At 61.5% G+C, this 24135-nt stretch carries 22 protein-coding genes; 15 read left to right on the top strand and 7 right to left on the bottom strand.

The window, feature by feature from the left end:
• From KKQ10_RS16760 to KKQ10_RS16745, 4 genes are all read right to left on the bottom strand, one after another.
• Window positions 1-1038 carry an ABC transporter ATP-binding protein gene (locus KKQ10_RS16760; RefSeq protein WP_215501723.1) on the bottom strand — a complete coding sequence of 346 codons (1038 nt, stop codon included), beginning with the start codon at window positions 1036-1038 and terminating at the stop codon, window positions 1-3.
• A gap of 168 nt (window positions 1039-1206) precedes the next feature.
• The gene (gene ydcS, locus KKQ10_RS16755) at window positions 1207-2358 is read right to left on the bottom strand and encodes a putative ABC transporter substrate-binding protein YdcS (RefSeq protein WP_215501722.1); all 1152 of its coding nucleotides are present in this window, start codon (window positions 2356-2358) and stop codon (window positions 1207-1209) included.
• A gap of 112 nt (window positions 2359-2470) precedes the next feature.
• Window positions 2471-3958, bottom strand: coding sequence for a gamma-aminobutyraldehyde dehydrogenase (locus tag KKQ10_RS16750; RefSeq protein ID WP_215501721.1), 1488 nt, complete (start codon window positions 3956-3958; stop codon window positions 2471-2473).
• Between the two features lie 100 nt (window positions 3959-4058).
• Entirely contained in the window at window positions 4059-4973 is a 915-nt protein-coding gene (locus KKQ10_RS16745; RefSeq protein WP_007967749.1) for a LysR family transcriptional regulator, read from the bottom strand.
• A 177-nt stretch (window positions 4974-5150) separates the two neighbouring features.
• Between KKQ10_RS16745 and KKQ10_RS16740 the strand changes: the two genes are divergently transcribed.
• From KKQ10_RS16740 to KKQ10_RS16670, 15 genes are all read left to right on the top strand, one after another.
• Window positions 5151-5873 (top strand): tellurite resistance TerB family protein, encoded by a 723-nt coding sequence (locus KKQ10_RS16740; RefSeq protein WP_215501720.1) that lies wholly within the window; start codon window positions 5151-5153, stop codon window positions 5871-5873.
• A gap of 370 nt (window positions 5874-6243) precedes the next feature.
• Window positions 6244-7866 carry a methyl-accepting chemotaxis protein gene (locus KKQ10_RS16735; RefSeq protein WP_215501719.1) on the top strand — a complete coding sequence of 541 codons (1623 nt, stop codon included), beginning with the start codon at window positions 6244-6246 and terminating at the stop codon, window positions 7864-7866.
• Window positions 7866-8384 carry a chemotaxis protein CheW gene (locus KKQ10_RS16730; protein ID WP_215501718.1) on the top strand — a complete coding sequence of 173 codons (519 nt, stop codon included), beginning with the start codon at window positions 7866-7868 and terminating at the stop codon, window positions 8382-8384. The genes KKQ10_RS16735 and KKQ10_RS16730 overlap by 1 nt, the downstream gene beginning before the upstream one ends.
• Window positions 8381-9655 (top strand): CheR family methyltransferase, encoded by a 1275-nt coding sequence (locus tag KKQ10_RS16725; protein ID WP_215501717.1) that lies wholly within the window; start codon window positions 8381-8383, stop codon window positions 9653-9655. Before KKQ10_RS16730 ends, KKQ10_RS16725 begins: the two co-directional genes overlap by 4 nt.
• On the top strand, window positions 9652-10347 hold the full coding sequence (locus tag KKQ10_RS16720; protein WP_127650787.1) for a chemotaxis protein CheW: 696 nt from the start codon (window positions 9652-9654) through the stop codon (window positions 10345-10347). Before KKQ10_RS16725 ends, KKQ10_RS16720 begins: the two co-directional genes overlap by 4 nt.
• Window positions 10344-12638 (top strand): hybrid sensor histidine kinase/response regulator, encoded by a 2295-nt coding sequence (locus KKQ10_RS16715; protein ID WP_215501716.1) that lies wholly within the window; start codon window positions 10344-10346, stop codon window positions 12636-12638. The genes KKQ10_RS16720 and KKQ10_RS16715 overlap by 4 nt, the downstream gene beginning before the upstream one ends.
• Complete coding sequence (locus tag KKQ10_RS16710; RefSeq protein ID WP_215501715.1) at window positions 12635-13645, top strand: chemotaxis response regulator protein-glutamate methylesterase; 1011 nt, start codon at window positions 12635-12637, stop codon at window positions 13643-13645. Before KKQ10_RS16715 ends, KKQ10_RS16710 begins: the two co-directional genes overlap by 4 nt.
• A 48-nt stretch (window positions 13646-13693) precedes the next feature.
• On the top strand, window positions 13694-14695 hold the full coding sequence (locus tag KKQ10_RS16705; protein WP_215501714.1) for a response regulator: 1002 nt from the start codon (window positions 13694-13696) through the stop codon (window positions 14693-14695).
• A gap of 218 nt (window positions 14696-14913) precedes the next feature.
• Window positions 14914-16009, top strand: a protein-coding gene (gene prfB, locus KKQ10_RS16700) for a peptide chain release factor 2 (protein WP_127650779.1) whose coding sequence is annotated in 2 segments (ribosomal slippage) — window positions 14914-14985 and window positions 14987-16009 — 1095 coding nt in all. Because the reading frame shifts where the segments join, the coding sequence is not laid out codon by codon here.
• A 113-nt stretch (window positions 16010-16122) separates the two neighbouring features.
• Complete coding sequence (gene lysS / locus KKQ10_RS16695) at window positions 16123-17625, top strand: lysine--tRNA ligase (protein WP_127650777.1); 1503 nt, start codon at window positions 16123-16125, stop codon at window positions 17623-17625.
• 105 nt (window positions 17626-17730) lie between these two features.
• On the top strand, window positions 17731-18444 hold the full coding sequence (locus KKQ10_RS16690) for a TetR/AcrR family transcriptional regulator (protein ID WP_007964212.1): 714 nt from the start codon (window positions 17731-17733) through the stop codon (window positions 18442-18444).
• Window positions 18445-18593: 149 nt separating this feature from the next.
• Window positions 18594-19151 carry a hypothetical protein gene (locus KKQ10_RS16685; protein ID WP_127650775.1) on the top strand — a complete coding sequence of 186 codons (558 nt, stop codon included), beginning with the start codon at window positions 18594-18596 and terminating at the stop codon, window positions 19149-19151.
• A 24-nt stretch (window positions 19152-19175) separates the two neighbouring features.
• Window positions 19176-20453, top strand: a complete 1278-nt coding sequence (locus tag KKQ10_RS16680) for a flavohemoglobin expression-modulating QEGLA motif protein (protein ID WP_003222055.1) — start codon at window positions 19176-19178, stop codon at window positions 20451-20453.
• A 152-nt stretch (window positions 20454-20605) separates the two neighbouring features.
• On the top strand, window positions 20606-21511 hold the full coding sequence (locus KKQ10_RS16675; RefSeq protein WP_127650773.1) for an alpha/beta hydrolase: 906 nt from the start codon (window positions 20606-20608) through the stop codon (window positions 21509-21511).
• Window positions 21508-21837 (top strand): PA3694 family proteiin, encoded by a 330-nt coding sequence (locus KKQ10_RS16670; protein WP_127650771.1) that lies wholly within the window; start codon window positions 21508-21510, stop codon window positions 21835-21837. Before KKQ10_RS16675 ends, KKQ10_RS16670 begins: the two co-directional genes overlap by 4 nt.
• 156 nt (window positions 21838-21993) lie before the next feature.
• On the opposite strand, the gene lptF is transcribed toward KKQ10_RS16670, so the two are convergent.
• The 3 genes from lptF to KKQ10_RS16655 all read right to left on the bottom strand — a co-directional run bounded on the left by lptF (window position 21994) and on the right by KKQ10_RS16655 (window position 23966).
• A complete protein-coding gene (gene lptF / locus KKQ10_RS16665) occupies window positions 21994-22782 on the bottom strand; it encodes a lipotoxin F family OmpA-related lipoprotein LptF (protein ID WP_127650769.1) in 789 nt (262 codons plus the stop codon).
• A 56-nt stretch (window positions 22783-22838) separates the two neighbouring features.
• On the bottom strand, window positions 22839-23243 hold the full coding sequence (locus tag KKQ10_RS16660; RefSeq protein ID WP_007964219.1) for a DUF4398 domain-containing protein: 405 nt from the start codon (window positions 23241-23243) through the stop codon (window positions 22839-22841).
• A 378-nt stretch (window positions 23244-23621) separates the two neighbouring features.
• Entirely contained in the window at window positions 23622-23966 is a 345-nt protein-coding gene (locus KKQ10_RS16655; protein ID WP_003222064.1) for a hypothetical protein, read from the bottom strand.
• Window positions 23967-24135 lie beyond the last annotated feature (169 nt).

Below are 24135 nucleotides of genomic sequence, written 5' to 3'. Positions count from 1 at the left end.
TCACACCCCGCCGGCAACGGTGTCATGCAGCGCGATCATCGCTTCCCGCGCCCAGCGTGCGTTCAGGCGCTGGCCGGTCTGGTGCTGCGCGCTGCTGTCGATCCACTGATTGTTGGCGTGGCTGATGCTCAGGGTCTGGCCGTTTTCCAGCTTCAGTTCATAACGCGTGGCGCTGCCCTGATATTGAATGTCGTGGAGCAGGCCGCTGACCTCGATCTCGTGGCTGGCCAGCGGGCCTTCGGCGAAACGCACGTGTTCCGGACGGATCGAAAACGGCTGCGGGTGACCGCTGAGCTGGCGCGCCAGATCGCCACGGATCACGTTCGAGGTGCCGACGAATTCGGCGACGAAGGTGGTGGTCGGTTTCATGTACAGATTGCGTGGCGTGTCGACTTGTTCGATGCGGCCCTTGTTGAATACGGCCACGCGGTCGGACATCGACAGCGCTTCAGTTTGATCGTGGGTGACGAAGATGAAGGTGATGCCGAGCTGGCGTTGCAGCTTCTTCAGTTCGCTTTGCATCTGTTCGCGAAGCTTGAGGTCGAGGGCGCCGAGCGGTTCATCGAGCAACAGCACGCGCGGACGATTGACCAAGGCGCGGGCCAGAGCCACGCGCTGGCGCTGACCGCCGGACAACTGCACCGGTTTGCGTGCGCCGTAACCGCCGAGGGCGACCATGTCCAACGCCTCTTCGGCGCGTTTGTGGCGCTCGGTTTTGCTCACCCCTTTGACCTTCAAGCCGTAAGCGACGTTGTCCAGCACGTTCATGTGCGGGAACAGCGCGTAGTCCTGGAATACGGTGTTTACATCGCGTTGATACGGCGGCAGGCCGGCCGCTTCGGCGCCGTGGATGCGGATCGATCCGGCGCTTGGTTGTTCGAACCCGGCGATCAGGCGCAGGCAGGTGGTTTTGCCCGAGCCGGAAGGGCCGAGCATGGAAAAGAACTCGCCGTCCTGGATATCGATGGAAACCCGGTCAACGGCCTTCACTTCGCCGAACTGCCGGGAAACGTTGGTGAACTGGACTGCAAGCGTCATGGTGCGGTACTCCGGTAAAGCAGGCTTTCAAAGAATGATCAGGTGTTGCGTCGAAAAGATCGCAGCCTGCGGCAGCTCCTACAGGATGTGTGCCGGACGCTGAATTTTCGGTGCTCGCGGTCGGTGTAGGAGCTGCCGAAGGCTGCGATCTTTTGATCTTGAAGGGGCTTAACGGCCGCCCATGATCGCGATGTAGTCCTGGGTCCAGCGGCTGTACGGCACGAACTTGCCGCCTTCAGCCTGCGGGGTTTTCCAGAAGGCGATCTTGTCGAACTGGTCGAAACCGTTGGTCTTGCAGCCCTCGGCACCGAGCAGTTCGCTCTCCTTGCACGCCGCCGGCACGGCCGGCAACGAGCCGAACCACGCGGCTACATCGCCCTGGACTTTCGGTTTCAGCGACCAGTCCATCCACTTGTACGCGCAGTTCGGGTGCTTGGCTTCGGCGTGCAGCATGGTGGTGTCGGCCCAGCCGGTGGCGCCTTCTTTCGGAATGGTCGACGCGATCGGCTGCTTTTCGTTGATCAGGCCGTTGACCTGATACGGCCAGGCGCTGGACGCGACCACGCCTTCGTTCTTGAAGTCGCTCATCTGCACCGTGGTGTCGTGCCAGTAGCGGTGGATCAGCGGCTGCTGCTGGCGCAACAGCTCAAGCACGGCTTTGTACTGATCTTCGGTGAGCTGGTACGGATCCTTGATCCCCAGCTCAGGCTTGGCGCTCTTCAGGTACAGCGCTGCATCGGCGATGTAGATCGGCCCGTCATACGCCTGCACGCGGCCCTTGTTCGGCTTGCCGTCGGGGAGGTTCTGCGCGTCGAACAGCACGTTCCAGCTGGTCGGCGGCGTCTTGAACACGTTGGTGTTGTACATCAACACGTTCGGGCCCCACTGGTACGGGGTGCCGTAGGTCTGCTTGTTGACCACGTACCACGGCGCATCTTTCAGGCGCGGGTCGAGGGTGTTCCAGTTCGGGATCAATGCGGTGTTGATCGGTTGCACGCGCTTGCCGACGATCAACCGCAGCGAGGCATCGCCCGACGCGGTCACCAGGTCGTAACCGCCCTTGGCCATCAGACTGACCATTTCGTCGGAGGTGGCAGCCGTCTTGACGTTGACCTTGCAGCCGGTTTCCTTCTCGAAACCGCTCACCCAGTCGTAGGCCTTGTCGCTCTCGCCACGTTCGATGTAGCCCGGCCAGGCCACGATATCCAGCTGCCCCTCGCCGGCGCCGACGGCTTTCAGCGGCTCGGCGGCTTGCAAACTGGCGCTGGCCAGCAGGGCCGTGGTGATTGCACTGAACAGTGCGGTCTTGTGCACGAACATGAGACACACCTCTTTGTTTATCAGGTTTTTGTTAAGAGTAGTCGCAAGCTCCAAGCTCCAAGCTGCAAGACACAGCGGATTTGCTTTTAACTTGCGGCTTGTAGCTCGCCGCTTAAAGCTCCCGGCTATGCCGGGCCATGATGTGCCGCACCACGCTGTAGTCCTGCAGCGAATCACTGGATAAGTCTTTGCCGTATCCGGAGCGTTTCAGCCCGCCGTGGGGCATTTCGCTGACCAGCATGAAATGGCTGTTGATCCAGGTGCAGCCGTACTGCAAACGGGCGGCGACCTGCATCGCCTTGTCCAGATTCTGCGTCCACACCGACGAGGCCAGGCCGTATTCGGAGTCGTTGGCCCAGTCCACCGCTTGCGCGAGTTCGTCGAAGCGAGTCACGGTCACCACCGGGCCGAACACTTCGCGCTGGACGATTTCATCGCTCTGTTTGCAACCGGCCAGCAGCGTCGGTTGATAGAAGAAGCCAGCGCCGGAATGCACCGCCGCGCCGGTCACCCGCTCGATGTGCGGCTGGCCGAGGGCGCGTTCGACGAAACTGGCAACGCGGTCGCGCTGGCGGGTACTGATCAGTGGGCCGATCTCGTTGTCGGCGTCGCGTTTGCCGGCGAAGCGCAGGCTGCTGACGGCGGCGCCGAGTTCGGCAACCAGCTTGTCGTGAATCCCGGCTTGTGCGTAGATCCGGCACGCGGCGGTGCAGTCCTGCCCGGCGTTGTAGTAACCATAGGTGCGTACGCCTTCAACCACCGCTTGAAGGTCGGCGTCGTTGCAAACGATCACCGGGGCTTTGCCGCCGAGTTCCAAGTGCGTACGTTTGAGGGTTTTCGCTGCGGCCTGAAGGATCTTCTGCCCGGTGACGATATCGCCGGTCAGCGAGACCATACGCACCTTGGCGTGGCCCACCAGATGGCTGCCGACGCCTTCGCCACCGCCGCAGATGATGTTGATCACCCCGCGTGGCAGGATCTCGGCCAGTGCGGGCGCCAGTGCGAGGATCGACAGCGGCGTGTGCTCTGAAGGTTTGAACACCAGCGTGTTGCCGGCGGCGAGGGCCGGGGCGATTTTCCACGCGGCCATCATGATCGGGTAGTTCCACGGCGCAATCGATGCCACCACACCAATCGGATCGCGGCGCACCATGCTGGTGTAGCCCGGCAGGTATTCGCCACTGAGCTGGCCGGTCTGGCAGCGCACGGCACCGGCAAAGAAACGGAACACGTCGACGGTGGCGCTCAGATCGTCCTGACGCGCCAGGTGCAGTGGCTTGCCGCAGTTAAGCGCTTCGAGGCGGGCGAGGTGGTCGGCGTGTTTTTCAACAGCATTGGCGATGTCCAGCAGCAGGTTCGAGCGTTGCTGCGGCGTGGTCCGTGACCATTCGGCAAAGGCGCGGTGGGCGGCGAGGATCGCGCTTTCGACCTGCTCGGTACTGGCCTCGGCGATGTGCGTGAGGATCTCGCCGGTGGCCGGGTTGAGGATCGGCTCGACAAAACCTTGCCCGGCGACCAGTTCGCCGTCGATCAACAACGCGGTACACATCGGGGTCTGCACGCCAGCCATTTTCCGCGATCTCTTTTCTTGTGTGGTCATTGTTGCTCCCGTGCCCGGGAGCCGACCGTCTTATAGATGCAGCAAGACTAGTGCGCGGCTCCGAGGTCGACAAATTCTAAATACTGAAGGTGGCATTCGATTAAATAGATGGCTTGCGTCCGCCGTGCGGCTGCTCGCGGGCCACGGTCAGGAACGGGTCGACCAGTGCCGGTCGCGCGGTGCCACGGCGCCAGGCCAGGCCGACGTCGAGGGTCTGGTTGAGGTCGGCAATCGGCCGCGCTTCGATGATGTCGCCCTCCAGTGACCACGGGCGATAGGTCATGTCCGGCTGGATCGACACCCCCAGACCCGCCGCGACCAGGCTTCGTACCGCTTCGGTTGAGGCAGTGCGCAACGTGATCTTCGGCTGCAGTCCGGCGCCGCGCCACAGGCGTTGGGCGTTGCGATCCATTTCGTCGACGTTCAGTTGAATCAGCGGTTCGCGGGCGACATCGGCGAGGTTGATGCTGTCGTGCTCCAGCAGCGGATGCTGGGCCGGCAGCCACAAACGGTGCGGCGAGTGGGTCAGTACTTCGGTCTGCAAGGCGTGGCGGTCTTCGAGGTTGGACAGGATCAACACACCGACATCGATCTCGCCGCTGACCAGCAAATGCTCGATGTAAGGCCGTTCGTCTTCCATCACGCGGATCTCGACGTTGGGATAGGCGCGCTGGAATCGTGTGAGCAAATCGGCGAGGTAATAACCGGCGACCAGACTGGTCACGCCGACGATCAACTGCCCGGCAACCTGATCGGTGCTCTGTTGCAGGCTGCGTTTGGCGTTGTCCACGGTCGCCAGAATCAGGTGCGCCTGGCGCAGGAATTGGTGCCCCTGATGCGTCAGAGTCATGCCCTTGGCGTGGCGGCTGAACAGGCTGACGCCGATTTCCTCTTCCAGTTGCTGGATCGCCAGGGTCAGGGTCGATTGGGAAATGAACGCGGTTTGCGCGGCGGCGGAAATCGAGCCGGTCTCGGCCACGGCGATGAAGTGACGAATCTGACGCAGGGTCATCATGAGGGGTGTACCCAGTGGGCGGTTTTTATCGATTGGTCTGAGTGTATATCTCTTTTCACGAAGGCCACGCGCGTACTGAGCAACATCTGGAAGCACACTCGCGGGCCGGACCGGGGCACTTTCGAACTAGGCTGAGGGCCTGATAGATCCGGATAACCCCTGTTTTGGAGGCGGAACATGAACACCCGTGGATTGCTCGATCAACTACTCAAGTCCGGCCAGGATCTGTTGCAGAACAAGGCTGGCGGGGCGCAGAACAAATCGGCGGCTGGCGGGCTGGGCGGGTTGCTCGGCGGCTCTTCAGGCTCCGGTGCGCTGGGTGGCCTGCTCTCGGGGGCGGGCGGTGGTGCTTTGGCTGCGGGGGCGATGGGCCTGCTGCTCGGCAGTAAAAAGGCGCGCAGGGTCGGCGGCAAAGTCGCGGTCTACGGCGGCCTCGCTGCACTCGGTGTGTTGGCTTACAAGGCCTACGGCAACTGGAACGCGCAAAAGGGCACGGCACCGCAAAACGAACCGCAGACACTCGACCGTTTGCCGCCCGCGCAAGCCGAGCAGCACAGCCAGGCGATTCTCAAGGCACTGGTCGCCGCCGCCAAGGCCGACGGCCACATCGATGATCGCGAGCGCCAGTTGATCGAGGGCGAATTCACCAAACTCGACAACGACCAGGAGCTGCAACACTGGCTGCACGCCGAACTCAACAAGCCCCTCGACCCTGCCGACGTCGCCCGCGCCGCGAGTACGCCGGAGATGGCGGCGGAGATGTACATCGCTAGTGTGATGCTGGTGGATGAGGAGAGCTTTATGGAGAAGGCGTATCTGGAGGAATTGGCGAAGCAGTTGAAGCTGGAGCCGGGGTTGAAGGTGGAGCTGGAGAAACAGGTGCGCATGGCATCGCAATAGAACCGCCTGAACACGCGGTACTTATGTAAGCGCTGCGGCACGCTGCGATCTTTTGATTTTTAAAGCCAACATCAAAAAGATCGCAGCGTGCCGCAGCGCCTACAAGGTTTTGGGCCAGACGCCGAAATTTGTAGGAACGAGCCTGCTCGCGATTGCGTTTTCAGCCTCGCAACAACAGCGATGACCGATCCATCGCCCCTTTTTGCCATTTCATCACTGGCACGCCAACCCCGGATTGACGGACAGTCCCACCTCAGAACCTCCCGGCCTTGCGCGCTCGGCAGGCCCGAGGGTTAAAAAGCGTCTTATAAATGAGACACCTCCCTCGGCTATACTCCCCCGCATTTCGACTTAGGCACGAGGACTCACTGTGAAGAACTGGACGTTGCGCCAACGCATTTTGGCGAGCTTTGCGGTGATTATCGCCATCATGCTGCTGATGGTCGTCGTTTCGTATTCACGCTTGCTGAAGATCGAGACCAGTGAAAACAGCGTCCGTGACGACGCGGTTCCCGGCGTCTATTACAGCTCGATGATTCGCGGTGCCTGGGTCGACAGCTACCTGCAGACTCAGGAACTGCTCGGGCTGAAGGAAGGGCAGGGCATCAGCAGCGAAGATGCGGCGGACTACAAGGCGTTCGAGAACCGTCTGCAAGAGCAGATGGCCAACTATCGCAACACCGTGACCACCGACGAAGATCGAATCGAGTTCGCTGCGTTCGAGAAGTATCACGATACCTACATGCAGATTCAGGATCAGGTACTTGATCTGCACAAGCGCAATCTGGAAGCCGAGGCGGTCAAGCTGTTCACCGAGAAGCTGACCCCGGCCTGGTATGCAGGTCGTATGAAACTCAACGACATCATCGGTGAGAACAAGAAGGTGGCCGATCAGGCCATGGCCAACATCGACGAGGCGGTCGCGGCGGCCAAAGTCAGTATGTTCGTCTCGCTGCTGGTGGCCGTGCTGGCGGCCGGTGCCTGTGGCTTGCTGCTGATGCGCGCAATCATGGCGCCGATGAACCGCATCGTGGAGATCCTCGAAATCATGCGTACCGGCGACTTGAGCAGCCGTCTGAATCTGGACCGCAAGGACGAGTTCGGTGCGGTGGAAACCGGCTTCAACGACATGATGACCGAGCTGACCTCGCTGGTGTCCCAGGCCCAGCGCTCGTCGGTGCAGGTGACCACCTCGGTGACCGAGATCGCCGCCACCTCCAAGCAGCAACAGGCCACCGCCACCGAAACCGCCGCCACCACCACCGAAATCGGTGCGACCTCGCGTGAAATCGCCGCCACGTCGCGGGACCTGGTGCGCACCATGACCGAAGTGTCCACCGCTGCCGATCAGGCTTCGGTGCTCGCCGGCTCCGGCCAGCAAGGTCTGGCGCGCATGGAGGACACCATGCACTCGGTGATGGGCGCGGCCGATCTGGTCAACGCCAAACTGGCGATCCTCAACGAGAAGGCCGGCAACATCAATCAGGTGGTGGTGACCATCGTCAAGGTTGCCGACCAGACCAACCTGCTGTCGCTCAACGCCGCCATCGAGGCCGAGAAGGCCGGTGAATACGGCCGCGGTTTTGCCGTGGTCGCGACCGAAGTGCGGCGTCTGGCGGACCAGACCGCCGTCGCCACTTACGACATCGAGCAGATGGTTCGCGAGATCCAGTCGGCAGTGTCTGCCGGCGTGATGGGCATGGACAAGTTCTCCGAAGAAGTGCGCCGAGGCATGGCCGAGGTGCAGCAGGTCGGCGAGCAGTTGTCGCAGATCATCCATCAGGTACAGGCGCTGGCGCCGCGGGTGTTGATGGTCAACGAAGGCATGCAGGCCCAGGCCACCGGTGCCGAGCAGATCAACCATGCGCTGGTGCAGTTGGGCGACGCCAGCAGCCAGACCGTCGAGTCGCTGCGTCAGGCCAGTTTCGCCATTGACGAACTGAGCCAGGTGGCCGTCGGGCTGCGCAGCGGCGTTTCGCGATTCAAAGTCTGATGAGCGAAATCACCGCCAAACGCAGCGCCGCGCCGGTGGCGAAGCAGGCGTTGTTCCTGCTGTTTCGCATCGGCAGCGAGCGCTACGCCTTGCTCGCCACCGAAGTGGCCGAAGTCTTGCCGCGCCTGCCGTTGAAGCCGATCGCCCAGGCACCCGAGTGGGTGGCCGGGGTGTTCGCCTATCGCGCAGCAGTGGTGCCGGCGATCGACCTCAGTGCGCTGACCTTCGGCAAACCGGCCGAGGCGCGCACCAGCACCCGGCTGGTGCTGGTGCATTACCGTCCGGATGAACAGCAGCCGCCGCGCTGGCTGGGATTGATCCTTGAGCAGGCGACCGACACCCTGCGCTGCAACCCCGAAGATTTTCAGCCTTATGGCCTGGACAATCGCCAGGCGCCGTACCTCGGTCCGGTGCGTGAAGATGCCCAGGGGCTGGTGCAGTGGGTGCGGGTCAACGACCTGCTGGATGATGCCGTGCGCAGCCTGCTGTTCCCGGCGCCGCTTGAGGCGCAGCCATGAGCAGCGACCAACGTTTTTTCGATTTCCTCAAGGAACGCATCGGGCTGGATGTCACCTCGGTCGGGCCGGCGATCATCGAGCGGGCGGTGCGCCAGCGCACGACGCTGTCGCAAGCGGCGCACAGCGATGAATACTGGCAATTGCTGCAAGTCTCGCGGGACGAGCAGCAGGCGCTGATCGAAGCGGTGATCGTTCCCGAAACCTGGTTTTTCCGTTACCCGGAATCCTTCGCCACCCTGGGTAAACTGGCGTGCAAGCGGCTGGTCGAACTGAACAACATGCGCGCGCTGCGCATCCTCAGCCTGCCGTGCTCCACCGGTGAAGAACCCTATTCGATTGCCATGGCCTTGCTCGATGCCGGGCTCAAACCGCATCAGTTCAAGGTCGACGGCATGGACGTCAGCCCGCTGTCGGTGGACAAGGCGCGGCGGGCGCTGTACGGCAAGAACTCGTTCCGTGGTCAGGATCTGGACTTTCGCGAGCGCCATTTCAGCGCGGAACAGGATGGGCATCGCGTCAATGAAACGGTGCGCGAACAGGTACGCCTGCAAGTCGGCAACGTGCTGGATCCGACGCTGCTGGCCAGCGAGCCGCCGTTCGACTTTGTCTTCTGCCGCAACCTGCTGATCTATTTCGATCAGCCGACTCAGCAGCAGGTTTTCGCCGTACTCAAGCGCCTGACCCACATGGACGGGGTGCTTTTCATCGGCCCCGCGGAGGGCGGTCTGCTCGGGCGTTTGGGCATGCGTTCGATCGGCATCCCGCAGTCGTTTGCCTTCAGTCGACACGCTGAGCCGCTGCCCGACCCCGTGGCACTGCCGACGCCCACCCCCTTGCCAGTGCGTCAGCCGTTGCGCAGTCCGCCACCGCCACCGCCGGTGCGCCAGCGCCCGTTCGCCAACGTTGCGCCGCTGCCTGTCAGCAGCAAAAGCGCCAACCCGGACGCCGCCACCCTACTGGCCAACATCGCTGCGCTGGCCAACGAAGGCAAAAGCGCCGAGGCCCGCGCGGCGTGCGAACAGTATCTGCGCAGCCACGAACCGGTGGCTCAGGTGTTCTACTGGCTCGGCCTGCTCAGCGATGTTGCCGGCTCCGCGCTCGAAGCCCAGAGCTATTACCGCAAGGCCTTGTACCTTGAACCGCAACACCCCGAAGCGTTGATGCACCTGGCCGCGTTGCTCCAGGCCCAGGGTGACAGCGCCGGTGCCAGACGATTGCAGGAACGCGCCGCGCGCAGCGGGCGCACCGCCGACAGTGAGCGTAAACGATGATCCCGTCCGACACCTTGAACGTCACCCGCGAAGACGCCCGGGCCATCGATGATTGCTGGAACCGCATCGGCATTCACGGCGACAAGTCGTGCCCATTGCTGGCCGAACATATTCATTGCCGCAACTGCGCGGTGTATTCCGCCGCTGCCACGCGCCTGCTCGACCGTTATGCGTTGCAGCAGGACGAGCGCGATCCGGTCGCCGTGGCGGTTGAAAGTGACGTTAAAACCCGTTCGCTGCTGATGTTCCGCCTCGGCGAAGAATGGCTGGGGCTGGCCACCCGCAGTCTGGTGGAGGTGGCGCCGCTGCACGCGATTCACTCGTTGCCGCACCAGCGCTCGCGGGCCTTGCTCGGCGTGGCGAACGTGCGCGGGGCGTTGGTGGCGTGTCTGTCGCTGGTCGAACTGCTCGACCTCGATAGCAACGCCGCACCGGCCACTGGCGCGCGGATCATGCCGCGCATGCTCATCATCGCCGCACACGGCGGACCGGTAGTGGTGCCGGTGGACGAGGTCGACGGTATCCATGCCATTGACGAACGAATTCTCGACGCCGCGTCCCGTGCCGGCGGTGAGCACAACAGCACGGCCAGCGCCAAATACACCCGTGGCGTCCTGCAGTTCCGGGGACGCAGCCTGCGTTGGCTGGATGAAGAACAGTTGTTGTCCGCCGTGACCCGGAGCCTCACATGACCCCCGAGCAAATGCGCGACGCCTCGCTGCTGGAGCTGTTCAGCCTCGAAGCCGAGGCCCAGACCCAGGTGCTCAGCAGCGGGCTGCTGGCGCTGGAGCGCAACCCGACCCAGGCCGATCAACTGGAGTCGTGCATGCGCGCGGCGCACTCACTCAAGGGCGCGGCGCGGATCGTCGGCATCGACAGCGGCGTCAGCGTCGCCCATGTGATGGAGGATTGCCTGGTCAGCGCCCAGGAAGGGCGGCTGTTGCTGCGCCCCGAACACATCGATGCGTTGTTGCAAGGCACCGATCTGCTGATGCGCATCGCCACGCCGGCCAATGCCCCGCAAGCGACGGACATCGAGGCGTATGTGGCGTTGATGGGGCGTCTGCTCGATCCTTCGGCACCCCCCGCTGTGGCGCCGCCGCCCATGGCCGAGTTGCAGATGCCGGCGCCTGCACCGATTGAAACCCCGTCGCCAATGCCTGTGCCGGCGGTCGATATGCCGCTGGAAATCTCCGACCCGGCACCGCGCAAGAACAAGCGCACCACCGAAGGTGGCGAGCGCGTGCTGCGGGTCACTGCCGAACGCCTGAACAGCCTGCTCGACCTGTCGAGCAAATCGCTGGTCGAAACCCAGCGCCTCAAGCCACATCTGGCGACCATGCAGCGCCTCAAGCGCATGCAGAACAACGGCCTGCGGGCGCTGGAAAGCCTCAATGTGCATCTCAAGGAACATGCGCTGAGCCTCGAAGCCCAGGAAGCCCTTGAAGATGCGCGACGCCTGCTGGCCGAGTCCCAGCAGTTGCTCGCGGAGAAAAACGCCGAACTGGACGAGTTCGCCTGGCAAGCCAGTCAACGCGCGCAAGTGCTCTACGACACCGCGCTGGCCTGCCGCATGCGGCCGTTCGCCGATGTGCTCACCGGTCAGGTGCGCATGGTGCGGGATTTGGGGCGCAGCCTCGGCAAACAGGTGCGACTGGAGATCGAAGGCGAAAAAACTCAAGTCGATCGCGATGTGCTGGAAAAGCTCGAAGCGCCGCTGACCCATCTGCTGCGCAACGCGGTCGACCACGGTATCGAGACCCCGGAGCAACGCTTGCTCAAGGGCAAGTCCGAAGAGGGCCTGATCCGCCTGCGCGCCTCGCACCAGGCCGGTTTGCTGGTGCTGGAACTGAGTGATGACGGCAATGGCGTGGATCTGGAAAAGGTCCGCCGCAGCATTGTCGAGCGTCAGCTGTCGCCGGCCGAAACCGCAGCTCAGTTGAGCGAAGAAGAACTGCTGACATTCCTGTTCCTGCCGGGCTTCAGCCTGCGCGACACGGTCACCGAAGTGTCCGGGCGTGGCGTCGGACTCGATGCGGTGCAGCACATGGTGCGGCAGTTGCGCGGCGCGGTGGTGCTTGAGCAAACGGCGGGTGAGGGCAGTCGCTTTCATCTTGAAGTGCCGCTGACTCTGTCGGTGGTGCGCAGTCTGGTGGTGGAAGTCGGCGACGAGGCCTATGCGTTCCCGCTGGCGCACATCGAGCGCATGTGCGATCTGCAACCGCAGGACATCGTGCAGGTCGAGGGCCGCCAGCATTTCTGGCATGAAGGCCGGCACGTCGGACTGGTCGCGGCCAGTCAGCTGTTGAATCGCCCGGCCAGCCAGAGCAGCGACGAAACCCTCAAGGTCGTGGTGATCCGCGAGCGCGACGCGATCTACGGCGTGGCGGTCGAGCGTTTTGTCGGCGAGCGCACGCTGGTGGTGCTGCCGCTGGATGAGCGGCTGGGCAAGATTCAGGACATTTCTGCCGGGGCGTTGCTTGACGACGGTTCGGTGGTGCTGATCGTCGATGTCGAAGACATGCTGCGCTCGGTGGACAAACTGCTCAATACCGGGCGTCTGGAACGCATCGCGCGCCACGGCAATCAGGCCGCCGAAGTGGCGCGCAAACGGATTCTGGTGGTCGACGATTCGCTCACCGTGCGCGAGCTGCAACGCAAGCTGCTGCTCAATCGCGGCTATGACGTGGCGGTTGCGGTGGACGGCATGGACGGCTGGAACGCGTTGCGTTCGGAGGACTTCGATTTGCTGATCACCGACATCGACATGCCACGCATGGACGGCATCGAACTGGTCACCCTGCTGCGCCGCGACAACCGCCTGCAATCGCTGCCGGTGATGGTGGTCTCGTACAAGGATCGTGAAGAGGACCGCCGTCGTGGACTGGACGCCGGCGCAGACTATTATTTAGCCAAGGCCAGTTTTCATGACGACGCCCTGCTTGATGCAGTGGTTGAGCTCATTGGAGGAGCGCGGGCATGAAAATCGCAATCGTCAACGACATGCCCCTGGCGGTGGAGGCGCTGCGCCGTGCGCTGGCCTTCGAACCGGCGCATCAGGTGGTCTGGGTCGCCAGAAATGGCGCCGAGGCGGTGCAACTGTGCGCCGAAAATACCCCGGACCTGATCCTGATGGACTTGATCATGCCGGTGATGGACGGCGTCGAGGCCACCCGGCGGATCATGGCCGAGAGCCCGTGCGCTATCGTCATCGTCACGGTCGACCGCCAACAGAATGTGCACCGGGTGTTCGAAGCCATGGGCCACGGCGCGCTGGACGTGGTCGATACCCCGGCGCTCGGTGCCGGCAACGCGCAGGAAGCGGCAGCGCCATTGCTGCGCAAGATCCTCAACATCGGCTGGCTGATCGGCGAGAAGACCAGCCGCACCCGCCCGGTACCCGCCACGCAGCGCAGCTCCGGTTCGTGCAAGCGGCTGGTGGCGATCGGTTCGTCGGCGGGCGGGCCGGCGGCGCTGGAAGTGCTGCTCAAGGGCCTGCCGCGCAATTTCTCGGCAGCCATCGTGCTGGTGCAGCACGTGGATCAAGTGTTCGCCGCCGGCATGGCCGAATGGCTTGCCAGCGCCAGCGGCCTGGACGTGCGCCTGGCCCGCGAAGGCGAGCCGCCGCAAGCCGGCGCGGTGCTGCTGGCCGGCACCAATCACCATATTCGCTTATTGAAAAACGGCACGCTGGCCTACACCGCCGAGCCAGTCAACGAGATCTACCGACCTTCGATCGACGTGTTTTTCGAAAGTGTCGCCAATTATTGGAGCGGCGATGCCGTCGGGGTTTTATTGACCGGAATGGGACGCGACGGGGCGCAAGGGCTTAAGCTCATGCGCCAGCAAGGATATCTGACCATCGCGCAGGATCAGCAAAGCAGTGCGGTGTACGGCATGCCCAAGGCAGCGGCGGCGATCGATGCTGCCGTCGAAATCCGTCCACTGGAAAAGATAGCGCCACGATTGCTGGAGGTTTTCCCCAAATGAACAGGTTTATCCGCAATCCTGGCCCCCGCAGTATTCAGGTGACCGCCCATGAATGATTTACAGATCGATGGCATTAAAACCGACGAAAACGCCGCCATGGTGTTGTTGGTGGACGATCAGGCGATGATCGGCGAGGCCGTGCGCCGTGGGCTGTCGAATGAAGAGAACATCGACTTCCACTTCTGCTCCGACCCGCATCAGGCCATCGCCCAGGCGGTACGGATCAAGCCGACGGTGATTTTGCAGGACCTGGTGATGCCCGGCCTCGATGGCCTGAGCCTGGTGCGCGAATACCGCAATCACCCGGCGACCAAGGACATCCCGATCATCGTGCTCTCGACCAAGGAAGACCCGCTGATCAAGAGCGCGGCGTTTTCCGCCGGGGCCAACGATTATCTGGTGAAGCTGCCGGACACCATCGAACTGGTGGCGCGCATCCGTTATCACTCGCGCTCCTACATGACCCTGCTGCAACGAGACGCGGCGTACCGGGCGTTGCGCGTCAGCCAGCAGCAGTTGCTCGACACCAATCTGGTGCTGCAGCGTCTGATGAACTCCGATGGCCTGACCGGGCTGTCCAACCGCCGGCACTTCGACGAATACCTGGAACTGGAATGGCGCCGCTCGCTGCGCGATCAGAGCCAGTTGTCGCTGCTGATGATCGATGTCGATTACTTCAAGTCCTACAACGACAGTTTTGGCCACGTTGAAGGCGACGAGGCGCTACGCAAGGTCGCTACGGCGATTCGCGACGCCAGTGCCCGACCGTCGGACCTGCCGGCGCGCTACGGCGGTGAAGAATTCGCCCTGGTGCTGCCGAACACCTCGCCGGGCGGCGCGCGACTGGTGGCGGAGAAACTGCGCCAGACCGTGGCCGCCCTGAAGATTCCGCACAACACCCCAAGCGAGGGGGCGAGTCTGACCATCAGCATCGGCCTGGCGACCATGGTGCCGCAGGCGGGCAGCGACTGCCGGTTGCTGATATCGGCGGCGGATCGTGGCCTGTATCTGGCCAAGAACAGCGGGCGTAATCAGGTCGGTATCGAATAACCCATTAATCCCTGTAGGAGCTGCCGAAGGCTGCGATCTTCTGATCTTTAAAAAGCAAAATCAAAAGATCGTCCGATCGCGGCCCGAGCCTTCGGCAGCTCCTACAGGGGAAATGTGTCAAGTGATTCGCCCCGACAGCCGCCAGACGGGCTGCCGTGACAGCGTGATTACGTTATACTCGCCGGCTTTCAAAAGTTCGCCAACGAGTGCTGCCCGTCATGGAAATCAACCCGATCCTGAACACCATCAAGGACCTGTCCGAGCGCTCCGAAACTATTCGGGGGTATCTTTGACTACGATCAAAAGCATGAGCGTCTGACTGAAGTCAATCGCGAGCTTGAAGATCCGAGTGTCTGGAACAAACCTGAATACGCTCAGGAACTGGGCCGCGAGCGCTCGGCGCTGGCGCAGATCGTCGACACCCTCGATGAACTGAACGCCGGTCTGGCCGATTGCCGCGACCTGCTGGACATGGCCGTCGAAGAAAACGACGAAGGCGCAGTGGGCGATGTCGTCGCCGAGCTGGCCCGTCTCGAAGAAAGCCTGGCCAAGCTTGAATTCCGCCGCATGTTCAGCCACGAGATGGACCCGAACAACGCCTACCTGGACATCCAGGCCGGTTCCGGTGGCACCGAGGCCCAGGACTGGGCCAACATCCTGCTGCGCATGTACCTGCGCTGGGCGGACAAACGCGGTTTCGAAGCGACCATCATGGAGCTGTCGGCCGGTGAAGTGGCCGGTATCAAGGGCGCGACCGTGCACATCAAGGGCGAATACGCCTTTGGCTGGCTGCGCACCGAGATCGGCGTGCACCGTCTGGTGCGCAAGAGCCCGTTCGACTCCGGCAACCGTCGCCACACCTCGTTTTCTGCGGTGTTCGTCTCGCCTGAGATCGATGACAAGGTGGAAATCGAGATCAACCCGGCAGACCTGCGGATCGACACCTATCGTTCCTCCGGTGCCGGTGGTCAGCACGTAAACACCACCGACTCGGCCGTACGTATCACCCACGTACCGACCAACACCGTGGTCAGCTGCCAGAACGAACGTTCCCAGCACGCCAACAAGGACACCGCCATGAAAATGCTGCGGGCCAAGTTGTACGAGCAGGAAATGCAGAAGCGCAACGCCGCGTCGCAAGCGCTGGAAGACACCAAGTCGGACATCGGCTGGGGTCACCAGATCCGCTCTTACGTGCTCGATGCGTCGCGGATCAAGGATCTGCGCACCAACATCGAACGCAGCGACTGCGACAAGGTACTCGACGGCGACATCGACGAATACCTGGAAGCCAGCCTGAAATCGGGGCTGTAAAAAGACGCAACACAGGATCGGCTGATTCAACCCGATCCCTGTAAGAGCCAGCCTGCTGGCGATCCCCGGGGCCAAGGCCCGGGGGCAACGAACCTGATGGAATATCTAAAGACATGAGCGACCAACAACTCGACCCGCAAGCCCTGCAACAGGAAGAAAACTCCCTGATCGCCCTGCGCAAGGAAAAGCTGGCTGCCGAGCGCGCCAAGGGCAACGCCTTCCCGAACGACTTCCGCCGCGAAAACTACTGCGAAGATCTGCAGAAGAAATACGCGGACAAGACCAAGGAAGAGCTGGCCGAGGCTGCAATCCCGGTCAAGGTTGCCGGTCGCATCATGCTCAACCGTGGCTCGTTCATGGTGATCCAGGACATGACCGGTCGCATCCAGGTCTACGTCAACCGTAAAACCCTGTCCGAAGACACCCTGGCCGCGGTCAAGACCTGGGACATGGGCGACATCATTGCCGCCGAAGGCACCCTGGCGCGTTCCGGCAAGGGCGACCTGTACGTCGAAATGACTGACGTGCGTCTGCTGACCAAGTCGCTGCGCCCGCTGCCGGACAAGCACCACGGCCTGACCGACACCGAGCAGCGCTACCGTCAGCGTTACGTTGACCTGATCGTCAACGAAGACGTGCGCCAGACTTTCCGCGTGCGTTCGCAAGTGATCGCGCACATCCGCAGCTTCCTGATGAAGCGCGACTTCCTTGAAGTCGAAACGCCGATGCTGCAGACCATTCCTGGCGGCGCCGCGGCCAAGCCGTTCGAAACCCACCACAACGCGCTGGACATGGAAATGTTCCTGCGTATCGCCCCTGAGCTGTACCTCAAGCGTCTGGTGGTCGGTGGTTTCGAGAAAGTGTTCGAGATCAACCGCAACTTCCGTAACGAAGGCGTTTCGACGCGTCACAACCCTGAATTCACCATGTTGGAGTTCTATCAGGCTTACGCCGACTACGAAGACAACATGGACCTGACCGAAGAACTGTTCCGTGAGCTGGCGCAGCTGGTGCTGGGCAGCACCGACGTGCCGTACGGCGACAAGGTGTTCCACTTCGGCGAGCCGTTTGCGCGCCTGTCGGTGTTCGACTCGATCCTCAAGTACAACCCTGAGCTGACCGCCGATGACCTGAACGACATCGACAAGGCGCGCGCCATCGCCAAGAAGGCCGGCGCCAAGGTGCTGGGTTTCGAAGGTCTGGGCAAGCTGCAGGTGATGATTTTCGAAGAACTGGTCGAGCACAAGCTGGAGCAGCCGCACTTCATCACTCAGTACCCGTTCGAAGTGTCGCCGCTGGCCCGTCGCAACGACGAGAACCCGAACGTCACCGACCGTTTCGAGCTGTTCATCGGTGGCCGTGAAATCGCCAACGCCTACTCCGAGTTGAACGACGCGGAAGACCAGGCCGAGCGCTTCATGGCGCAAGTGGCCGACAAGGACGCCGGCGACGACGAAGCCATGCACTACGACGCCGACTTCGTGCGCGCGCTGGAGTACGGCATGCCGCCAACGGCCGGTGAAGGCATCGGCATCGACCGTCTGGTGATGTTGCTGACCAACTCGCCGTCGATCCGCGATGTGATCCTGTTCCCGCACATGCGACCGCAAGCGTAAACGTTTCAGTGAAAAAGCCGCCTAAAACAGGCGGCTTTTTATTGCCTGTCTGGTACAAATGTATCAATTGGTTAATTTTGCAATAGCAGAGGAAGTCCAGTCGTGATGGTTGCAATCGCTCAAGAAGGTGCAGCGGGTATCGCCACTGCGGTCGCTGAAAGTGTTCAGTACCAGGGCCGCAAGGCCAGCCGACAGGGCAGTGAGCAGCGTCGCCAGGACATTCTCGACGCGGCGATGCGCATTGTCGTGCGTGACGGCGTGCGTGCCGTGCGCCACCGGGCCGTGGCGGCCGAGGCCGGAGTGCCACTGTCGGCCACCACCTATTACTTCAAGGATATCGATGACCTGCTCACCGATACTTTCGCCCAATACGTCGAACGCAGCGCGGCCTACATGGCCAAGCTGTGGATCAACAACGAAGGCCTGCTGCGCGAGATGGTCGTCAGTGGCGACGGCAGCCCCGAGTCGCGTTCGCAACTGGCGGACGATATCGCGCGGCTGATGGCCGACTATGTGCATCGGCAACTGGTCAACCGTCGCGAGCATCTGATGGCCGAGCAGGCGTTCCGTCAGGAAGCATTGCTCAACCCGCGCCTGGCGGATCTGGTACGTTCCCATCAGCAGATTCTGCTGCAGGGCACCTGCCAGTTATTCCAGGTACTGGGCTCGCGCGAACCGCAGCAGGATGCCAAAGTGTTGACGGCGATTATCGGACGGATGGAATATCAGGGCCTGCTCAACGACGCCGAGCCTTTGGCCGAACAGGACATGCTCGGGATTCTGACGCGGTATATGCATCTGGTGCTTGCGTCGGTCTGACGCAATACCTTGTAGGAGTGAGCCTGCTCGCGATAGCTGTCTGACCTTCAACATCTCCGTTGGCTGACACTCCGCTATCGCGAGCAGGCTCACTCCTACAGGGGAAAGCGATCACCATGAGGGCGGCGAATGTTCATAGGGAGTATTGAATGAAAGCCTGGCGTGGCGTGCTGATCGCCTTGTCGTTCCTGCTGCTCAGCGGTTGTCTGGTGACCTTCAAGGATCCGCTGCCCGCCAGTGAGCCGGCGCCCAAGGGCTTGCTGGGCAAGTGGTCGAGCACCAATGCCTGGGGCGAGCCGATGAACCTTGAGCTGACCCGCGTCGGCAATGATCGTTATCAGGCCGTCACGTACTTCAAGGCCAAGCCCCACGAGCGTGAAGCGTATCCATTCACCGTGTCGCGCCATGGCAGCCGCTGGTATCTGTCGGCGAAGGTGCCGGCGCGTTACGGCGGGCACTACACCATCGCCGGTTTCGAACTCACCGACAAACACGAACTGGTGGTGTACAACCTCGACCTCGAGCAGATCAATCAGGCGATCAAACAGCAAGCCCTCGACGGCCAGTCTTTCCAGACCGACGCTGATGGCGACGGCGTGCAGGTCGACAGCCGCCTCGACAAAGTCTTTGCTTACCTCGACGATCCGGCCAATTCCGATGTATTCGTCGAAGCCGCGCGCTATCAGCGCCAGGCCCGCGCCAAATAATTCAGTTTTCTACAGGAGTTTCGGGTGGACGATTACCAGCAGACGATACGCACGCTGTCCGATCGCATTGTGCTGGCGCAGACACCGATCCGCGTCCTCGATGCGGTCAAGTGGGACGAGAACATCCGCAAGGGCTTTCTCAAGGCCAAGGGCAAGGAAATGCCGGCGGTGGATCGTGACTACTACCTCAATCGGCCACTGAGTTTCGATTCGAGCAAGGTCAAGCTGGAATTCCAGAACATCGAACGCGACATCACCCGCCAGCTCGGCCAGTTCAACCCGGTCGGGCAGATCATGCGGCGCATGTGCAAGGAATACCGGATGGTGGTGCGCATGCTCGAAGCGCGCGGCACCGAGGATTTCGGCCTGATCTCGCAAGAGCTGTACGGCGCTGCCTCCGATGCGTTCCATGCCGGTGACCCGACCCTGGCCGATCTCGGCCTGATGATGTCCGACTACCTGAACAACATCGATGGCCGTGGCGATCTGAAGGACGAGCCGAAAATCCTCACCGCCAAGGACGCCGTACACCTGCTGCAAACGCGCTTGAACAAGGTGTTTGGCGAGGCCGAGGAAACCATCCGCGTGTTCGAGTCCGACGGCATCGTGGCTGACGCGGCGGCGGGCGCCGACTACATCAAGATCCGCACCGACGCGCTGTTCAACGACCGCGACGTGCGCGCGCTGGAAGTTCACGAAGGCCTGGTGCACGTGGGCACTACCCTCAACGGCTTGAACCAGCCGATCTGCACCTTCCTGTCCAAGGGCCCACCCTCGTCGACGGTGACCCAGGAAGGCCTGGCGATCCTGATGGAAATTATCACCTTCGCCTCCTACCCGAGTCGCTTGCGCAAACTGACCAACCGCACCCGCGCCATTCACATGGTCGAGGAGGGCGCGGACTTTTTGCAGGTGTTCGAGTTCTTCCGCGAGCAGGGTTTTGAAATGGCCGAAAGCTACGGCAACGCCAGCCGGGTGTTCCGTGGCTCGACGCCGACCGGCCTGCCATTTACCAAAGACTTGTCCTACCTCAAGGGCTTTATCATGGTTTACAACTACATTCAGTTGGCCGTGCGTAAGGGCAAGCTTGAGCAGGTGCCGCTGCTGTTCTGCGGCAAGACTACGCTGGAGGACATGCGCACCTTGCGTCAATTGGTCGATGAAGGTCTGGTGGTGCCACCGAAATATCTGCCGGAACAGTTCCGCGACATGAACGCGCTGTCGGCGTGGATGTGCTTCTCCAACTTCCTCAATCACTTGAGCCTGGACCGGATCGAGGCGGATTACTCCAACATCCTTTGAACCAACACAAAACCCTCGTAGGAGTGAGCCTGCTCGCGATAGCGGTGTGTCAATCAACAAAAATAGCGACTGACACACCGCTATCGCGAGCAGGCTCACTCCTACAGTTTTTAATCCTGTTCCAACCCGGATTTTTTGCGAGGTTTCACCGGATGAGAATCCTCGGCATCTTTTGCCTGCTCCTGGCCCTCGGTGGTTGCAGTTCGTTGTTGTTCTACCCTGAGCCGGGCCAGATCTTCACCCCGGAAAAAGCCAGACTCGAGTACCGCACCGTCACCCTGACCACTGCTGACGGCCTGAAGCTGAATGCCTGGTGGCTGCCGGCCAGGCCCGGCGTTGAAGTCAAAGGTACGGTCCTGCACCTGCACGGCAACGGCGGCAATCTGCCGTTGCATCTGGGAGGCAGTTGGTGGTTACCGAAAAGCGGCTATCAAGTGCTGCTGGTGGACTATCGCGGTTATGGCTTGTCCGAGGGCAAACCAAGCCTGCCGGCGATCTATCAGGACATCGACGCCGCGTTCGCCTGGCTGGATCAGGCGCCGGAGGTCAAAGGCAAGCCGCTGATCCTGCTCGGCCAGAGCCTGGGTGGCTCGATGGCGGTGCATTGGCTGGTGCAGCATCCGGAGCGGCAGAAACAACTCAAAGCCTTCGTGCTCGACGGCGTCCCCGCCAGTTACCGCAGCGTCGGCCAGTACGCCCTCAGCACATCGTGGCTGACCTGGCCGTTTCAGGTGCCGCTGTCGTGGCTGGTGCCGGACAGCGACAGTGCAATCAACTCGATGCCGCAGCTCAAGGGTGTACCGAAACTGATCTTTCACAGCATCGACGACCCGCTCGTGCCACTGTCCAATGGCATTCGTCTGTATCAAGCGGCGCCGCCACCGCGGGTGCTGCAGTTGACCCGGGGTGGTCACGTGCAGACCTTCGGCGATCCGGTCTGGCGTCAGGTGATGCTGCGCTATCTGGAAGACCCCGAACATTTCAACGGCCTGCGCCGCCTCGGCGAGATCCCGAATTATCCGCAACCCTCGAATTCTGAAGATGAGAGCCCGCAATGAGTGAAGAACGTAACGCCATCCCGCTGATCATCACCGGTATCTGCAGCATCCTCGGCACCGTCGGGGCGCTGTGGTACTACGGCTACCTGCACTTCGCCAAACCCGAGGATGCGCTGCTGCTCAACGAGTTCACCATGCTCAAGACCGTGCCGGGCGAAGACTACAAAGTCTCGCTGGACCCGGCACCGCAAGTGGCGCAGTGCATCGATGGCGTGCTGGTGTTATTCGACACCGAGCAGAAGGGTTTGACCGGTGTATTGATCAATGCGCAGAAAAAAGCTGTGCGCTGCATGGGGCAGGAAACCCCGCAAAAACTTCAACCTTAAAAGCAAAAGATCGTCCGAACGTGGCCCGAGCCTGCGGCAGCTCCTACAGGGATCGCGTTCCGATGTAGGAGCTGCCGAAGGCTGCGATCTTTTGATCTTCAACAAAAAGCCCCGCCTGACTCAGTCAGGCGGGGCTTTTGCGTTACTGCGTGACGCTTAGTTCGAGCTGACCGCCGAACGAGGCATCACTGGCTGGTTGTCGTTGGAAATGGTCACTTCCACACGACGGTTCATTGCACGACCGGACACGCTGCCGTTGTCGGCAACCGGGTATTCCTTGCCATAACCCTGCACCACGATGCGCGAAGGGTCGACGCCCATCTTGATCAGTGCGACTTGTACCGAGGTCGCACGACGCTCGGACAGCGACTGGTTGTACGAAGCAGCACCGGTGCTGTCGGTGTAACCCTCGACGATCACTTTGCGATCAGGGTTTTCCTGGAGGAATTGCGCCAGTTTGTTGATGTTCACCAGACCGCTGGATTTCAGGTCAGCCTTGTTGGTGGCGAACAGCACGTCGCCGAAGGTCACCAGGGTACCGCGATCGGTCTGCTTGGCGTTCAGGCTCTGCTGCAGTTGTTTGATCTGCTGGTCGCGAGCGTCCAGACGCGCTTGGGCACGTTGGGCTGCGGCGTTCTTCAGGTTGTTTTCAGCGGTGCGCAGGGCGATGGTCTGCTTGGCCACTTCCACGCGCTGGTTGGTCAGGTAGGCCAGTTGGTCAACCTTGGCCGCGTCTTGTTTGTCCAGGTAAGCCTTGTCGGCCTTGTCCAGATAGTCGCTGGCGTCTTTGGTTTCCAGGGCTGCGACTTTGCTCGCTTGCGGGTTGGCCTGCAGGCCGGCGTAGTTGGTGCGCGCCTGTTCCAGGTTCGGGTTAGGCGGGGTGGAGCAAGCAGCCAGGGCAACGCTTGCAGCCAGGAGAGCGGGGATCATCAGTTGCTTACGCATAATTTGTCGTCCTTTCTATCGATAAAAGTTTCAGCTTTGCGATTCGGGATGCGCGCTTACTGCACGGTGCGCTGACTTTCCTGACGCAGTTCCTGAACACCTTTCTGGGAATCCTTCACAGCCTGTTCGGCCTTGGCGGCCTGAGCCTTGCGCTCTGCTACGCGAGCGTCCCATTCGGCCTGCTCGGCGAGAGTACGGGCTTGTTCATACTTCTTGTCGTGCATGGCGATTTCGGCTTGTTTGAGCTTGTCCTGCGCTTGCTTCATTTCCACTGCAGCGAACTCGGTACCACCGGCGCTCACGGCGCTGTTGACTGCCGATTGGGTCACGGCGTACTGCTCGGTCGGTGGGTTACCGGCGCAACCGGCCAGCACGAAGCTGGTGCCGATGGCCAGAGCAGCCAGTTTCAGACCGCGCAGGTGGGAGAACGAGGTTTGGGTCTTCATGGTCTTCAACTCCATTGTTTAACTCCTGATAAAACCGAAAATCCATCCTGGTCGAGGAGCCGCAAGCGTCGTGTGAAAGCGCGTTTTTGAAACGCTCGTTCCAGGCGTGGTTACAGGTTCCGACCGGAGGCGTTTTTCAAAAGTTCAGAAAAGATGGCCCATCGCCCAAAAAAAATTTGACCAAACGGACAAGGCTCTAAACCGGGAATTTTGGAGGCGGGGAGTGGTACGCGTGGGTGTATTTCAGCCCGAAAACACGCTGATTCGGAGGGAAGAATGCGATCTCTGTAGGAGTGAGCCTGCTCGCGATAGCGGTGTGTCAAACACCGAAAATGTTGAATGTAAGACCGCTATCGCGAGCAGGCTCACTCCTACAGGTTTAACGGAGTTGTATCAGTGTTTCTGTTTACCGGCAGCCGCCGACAGATCCTGCAGATGCCGCCTCGACAGCGCCAGAAAACGCGGCGTCGGGCCGACGTCTTCGTACAGCGGATCACCTTCCTCATCGGTGGCAACCACGGTCGAACCCTTCACATACGGCAGGCTCGCCTCGAACTCTTCAAGTGCGGCGCCGATCAGCTCGCCGAGCAGTTCTTCGGGGTGGCGTTTGGGGTACATCTCGGCAATCGCCGCCAGCCGTGCAGCGGCTTCGACGTCCAGATGAATCGTGTAGCCGGTGTCGGTCAGGCGACCCTTGGCGTTTTCTTCCCAATGCTGGGCGAGTTCACGGATTTTCATGATGACCTCATTAGCGCCTGCTCGTGGCAGGCCTGGGTGAGTGTCCGGCAAGGCCGGCGGCAAGCCGTTGTACGGCTTACTGTTGAGACTAGCTTCAAGCCACAAGGTTTAAAGTCCCTTCGTCGTCTGCTTGTAAGAAGCGCCGTAGAGCGGCACTCTCTGGGCAAAG

This window comes from Pseudomonas sp. MG-9, from assembly GCF_018729515.1.
In the GTDB taxonomy this organism is placed as follows: Bacteria; Pseudomonadota; Gammaproteobacteria; order Pseudomonadales; family Pseudomonadaceae; genus Aquipseudomonas; species Aquipseudomonas serboccidentalis.
The sequence above is the reverse complement of the archived record's forward strand: the minus strand, read 5'-3'. Positions and strand labels throughout refer to the sequence as shown.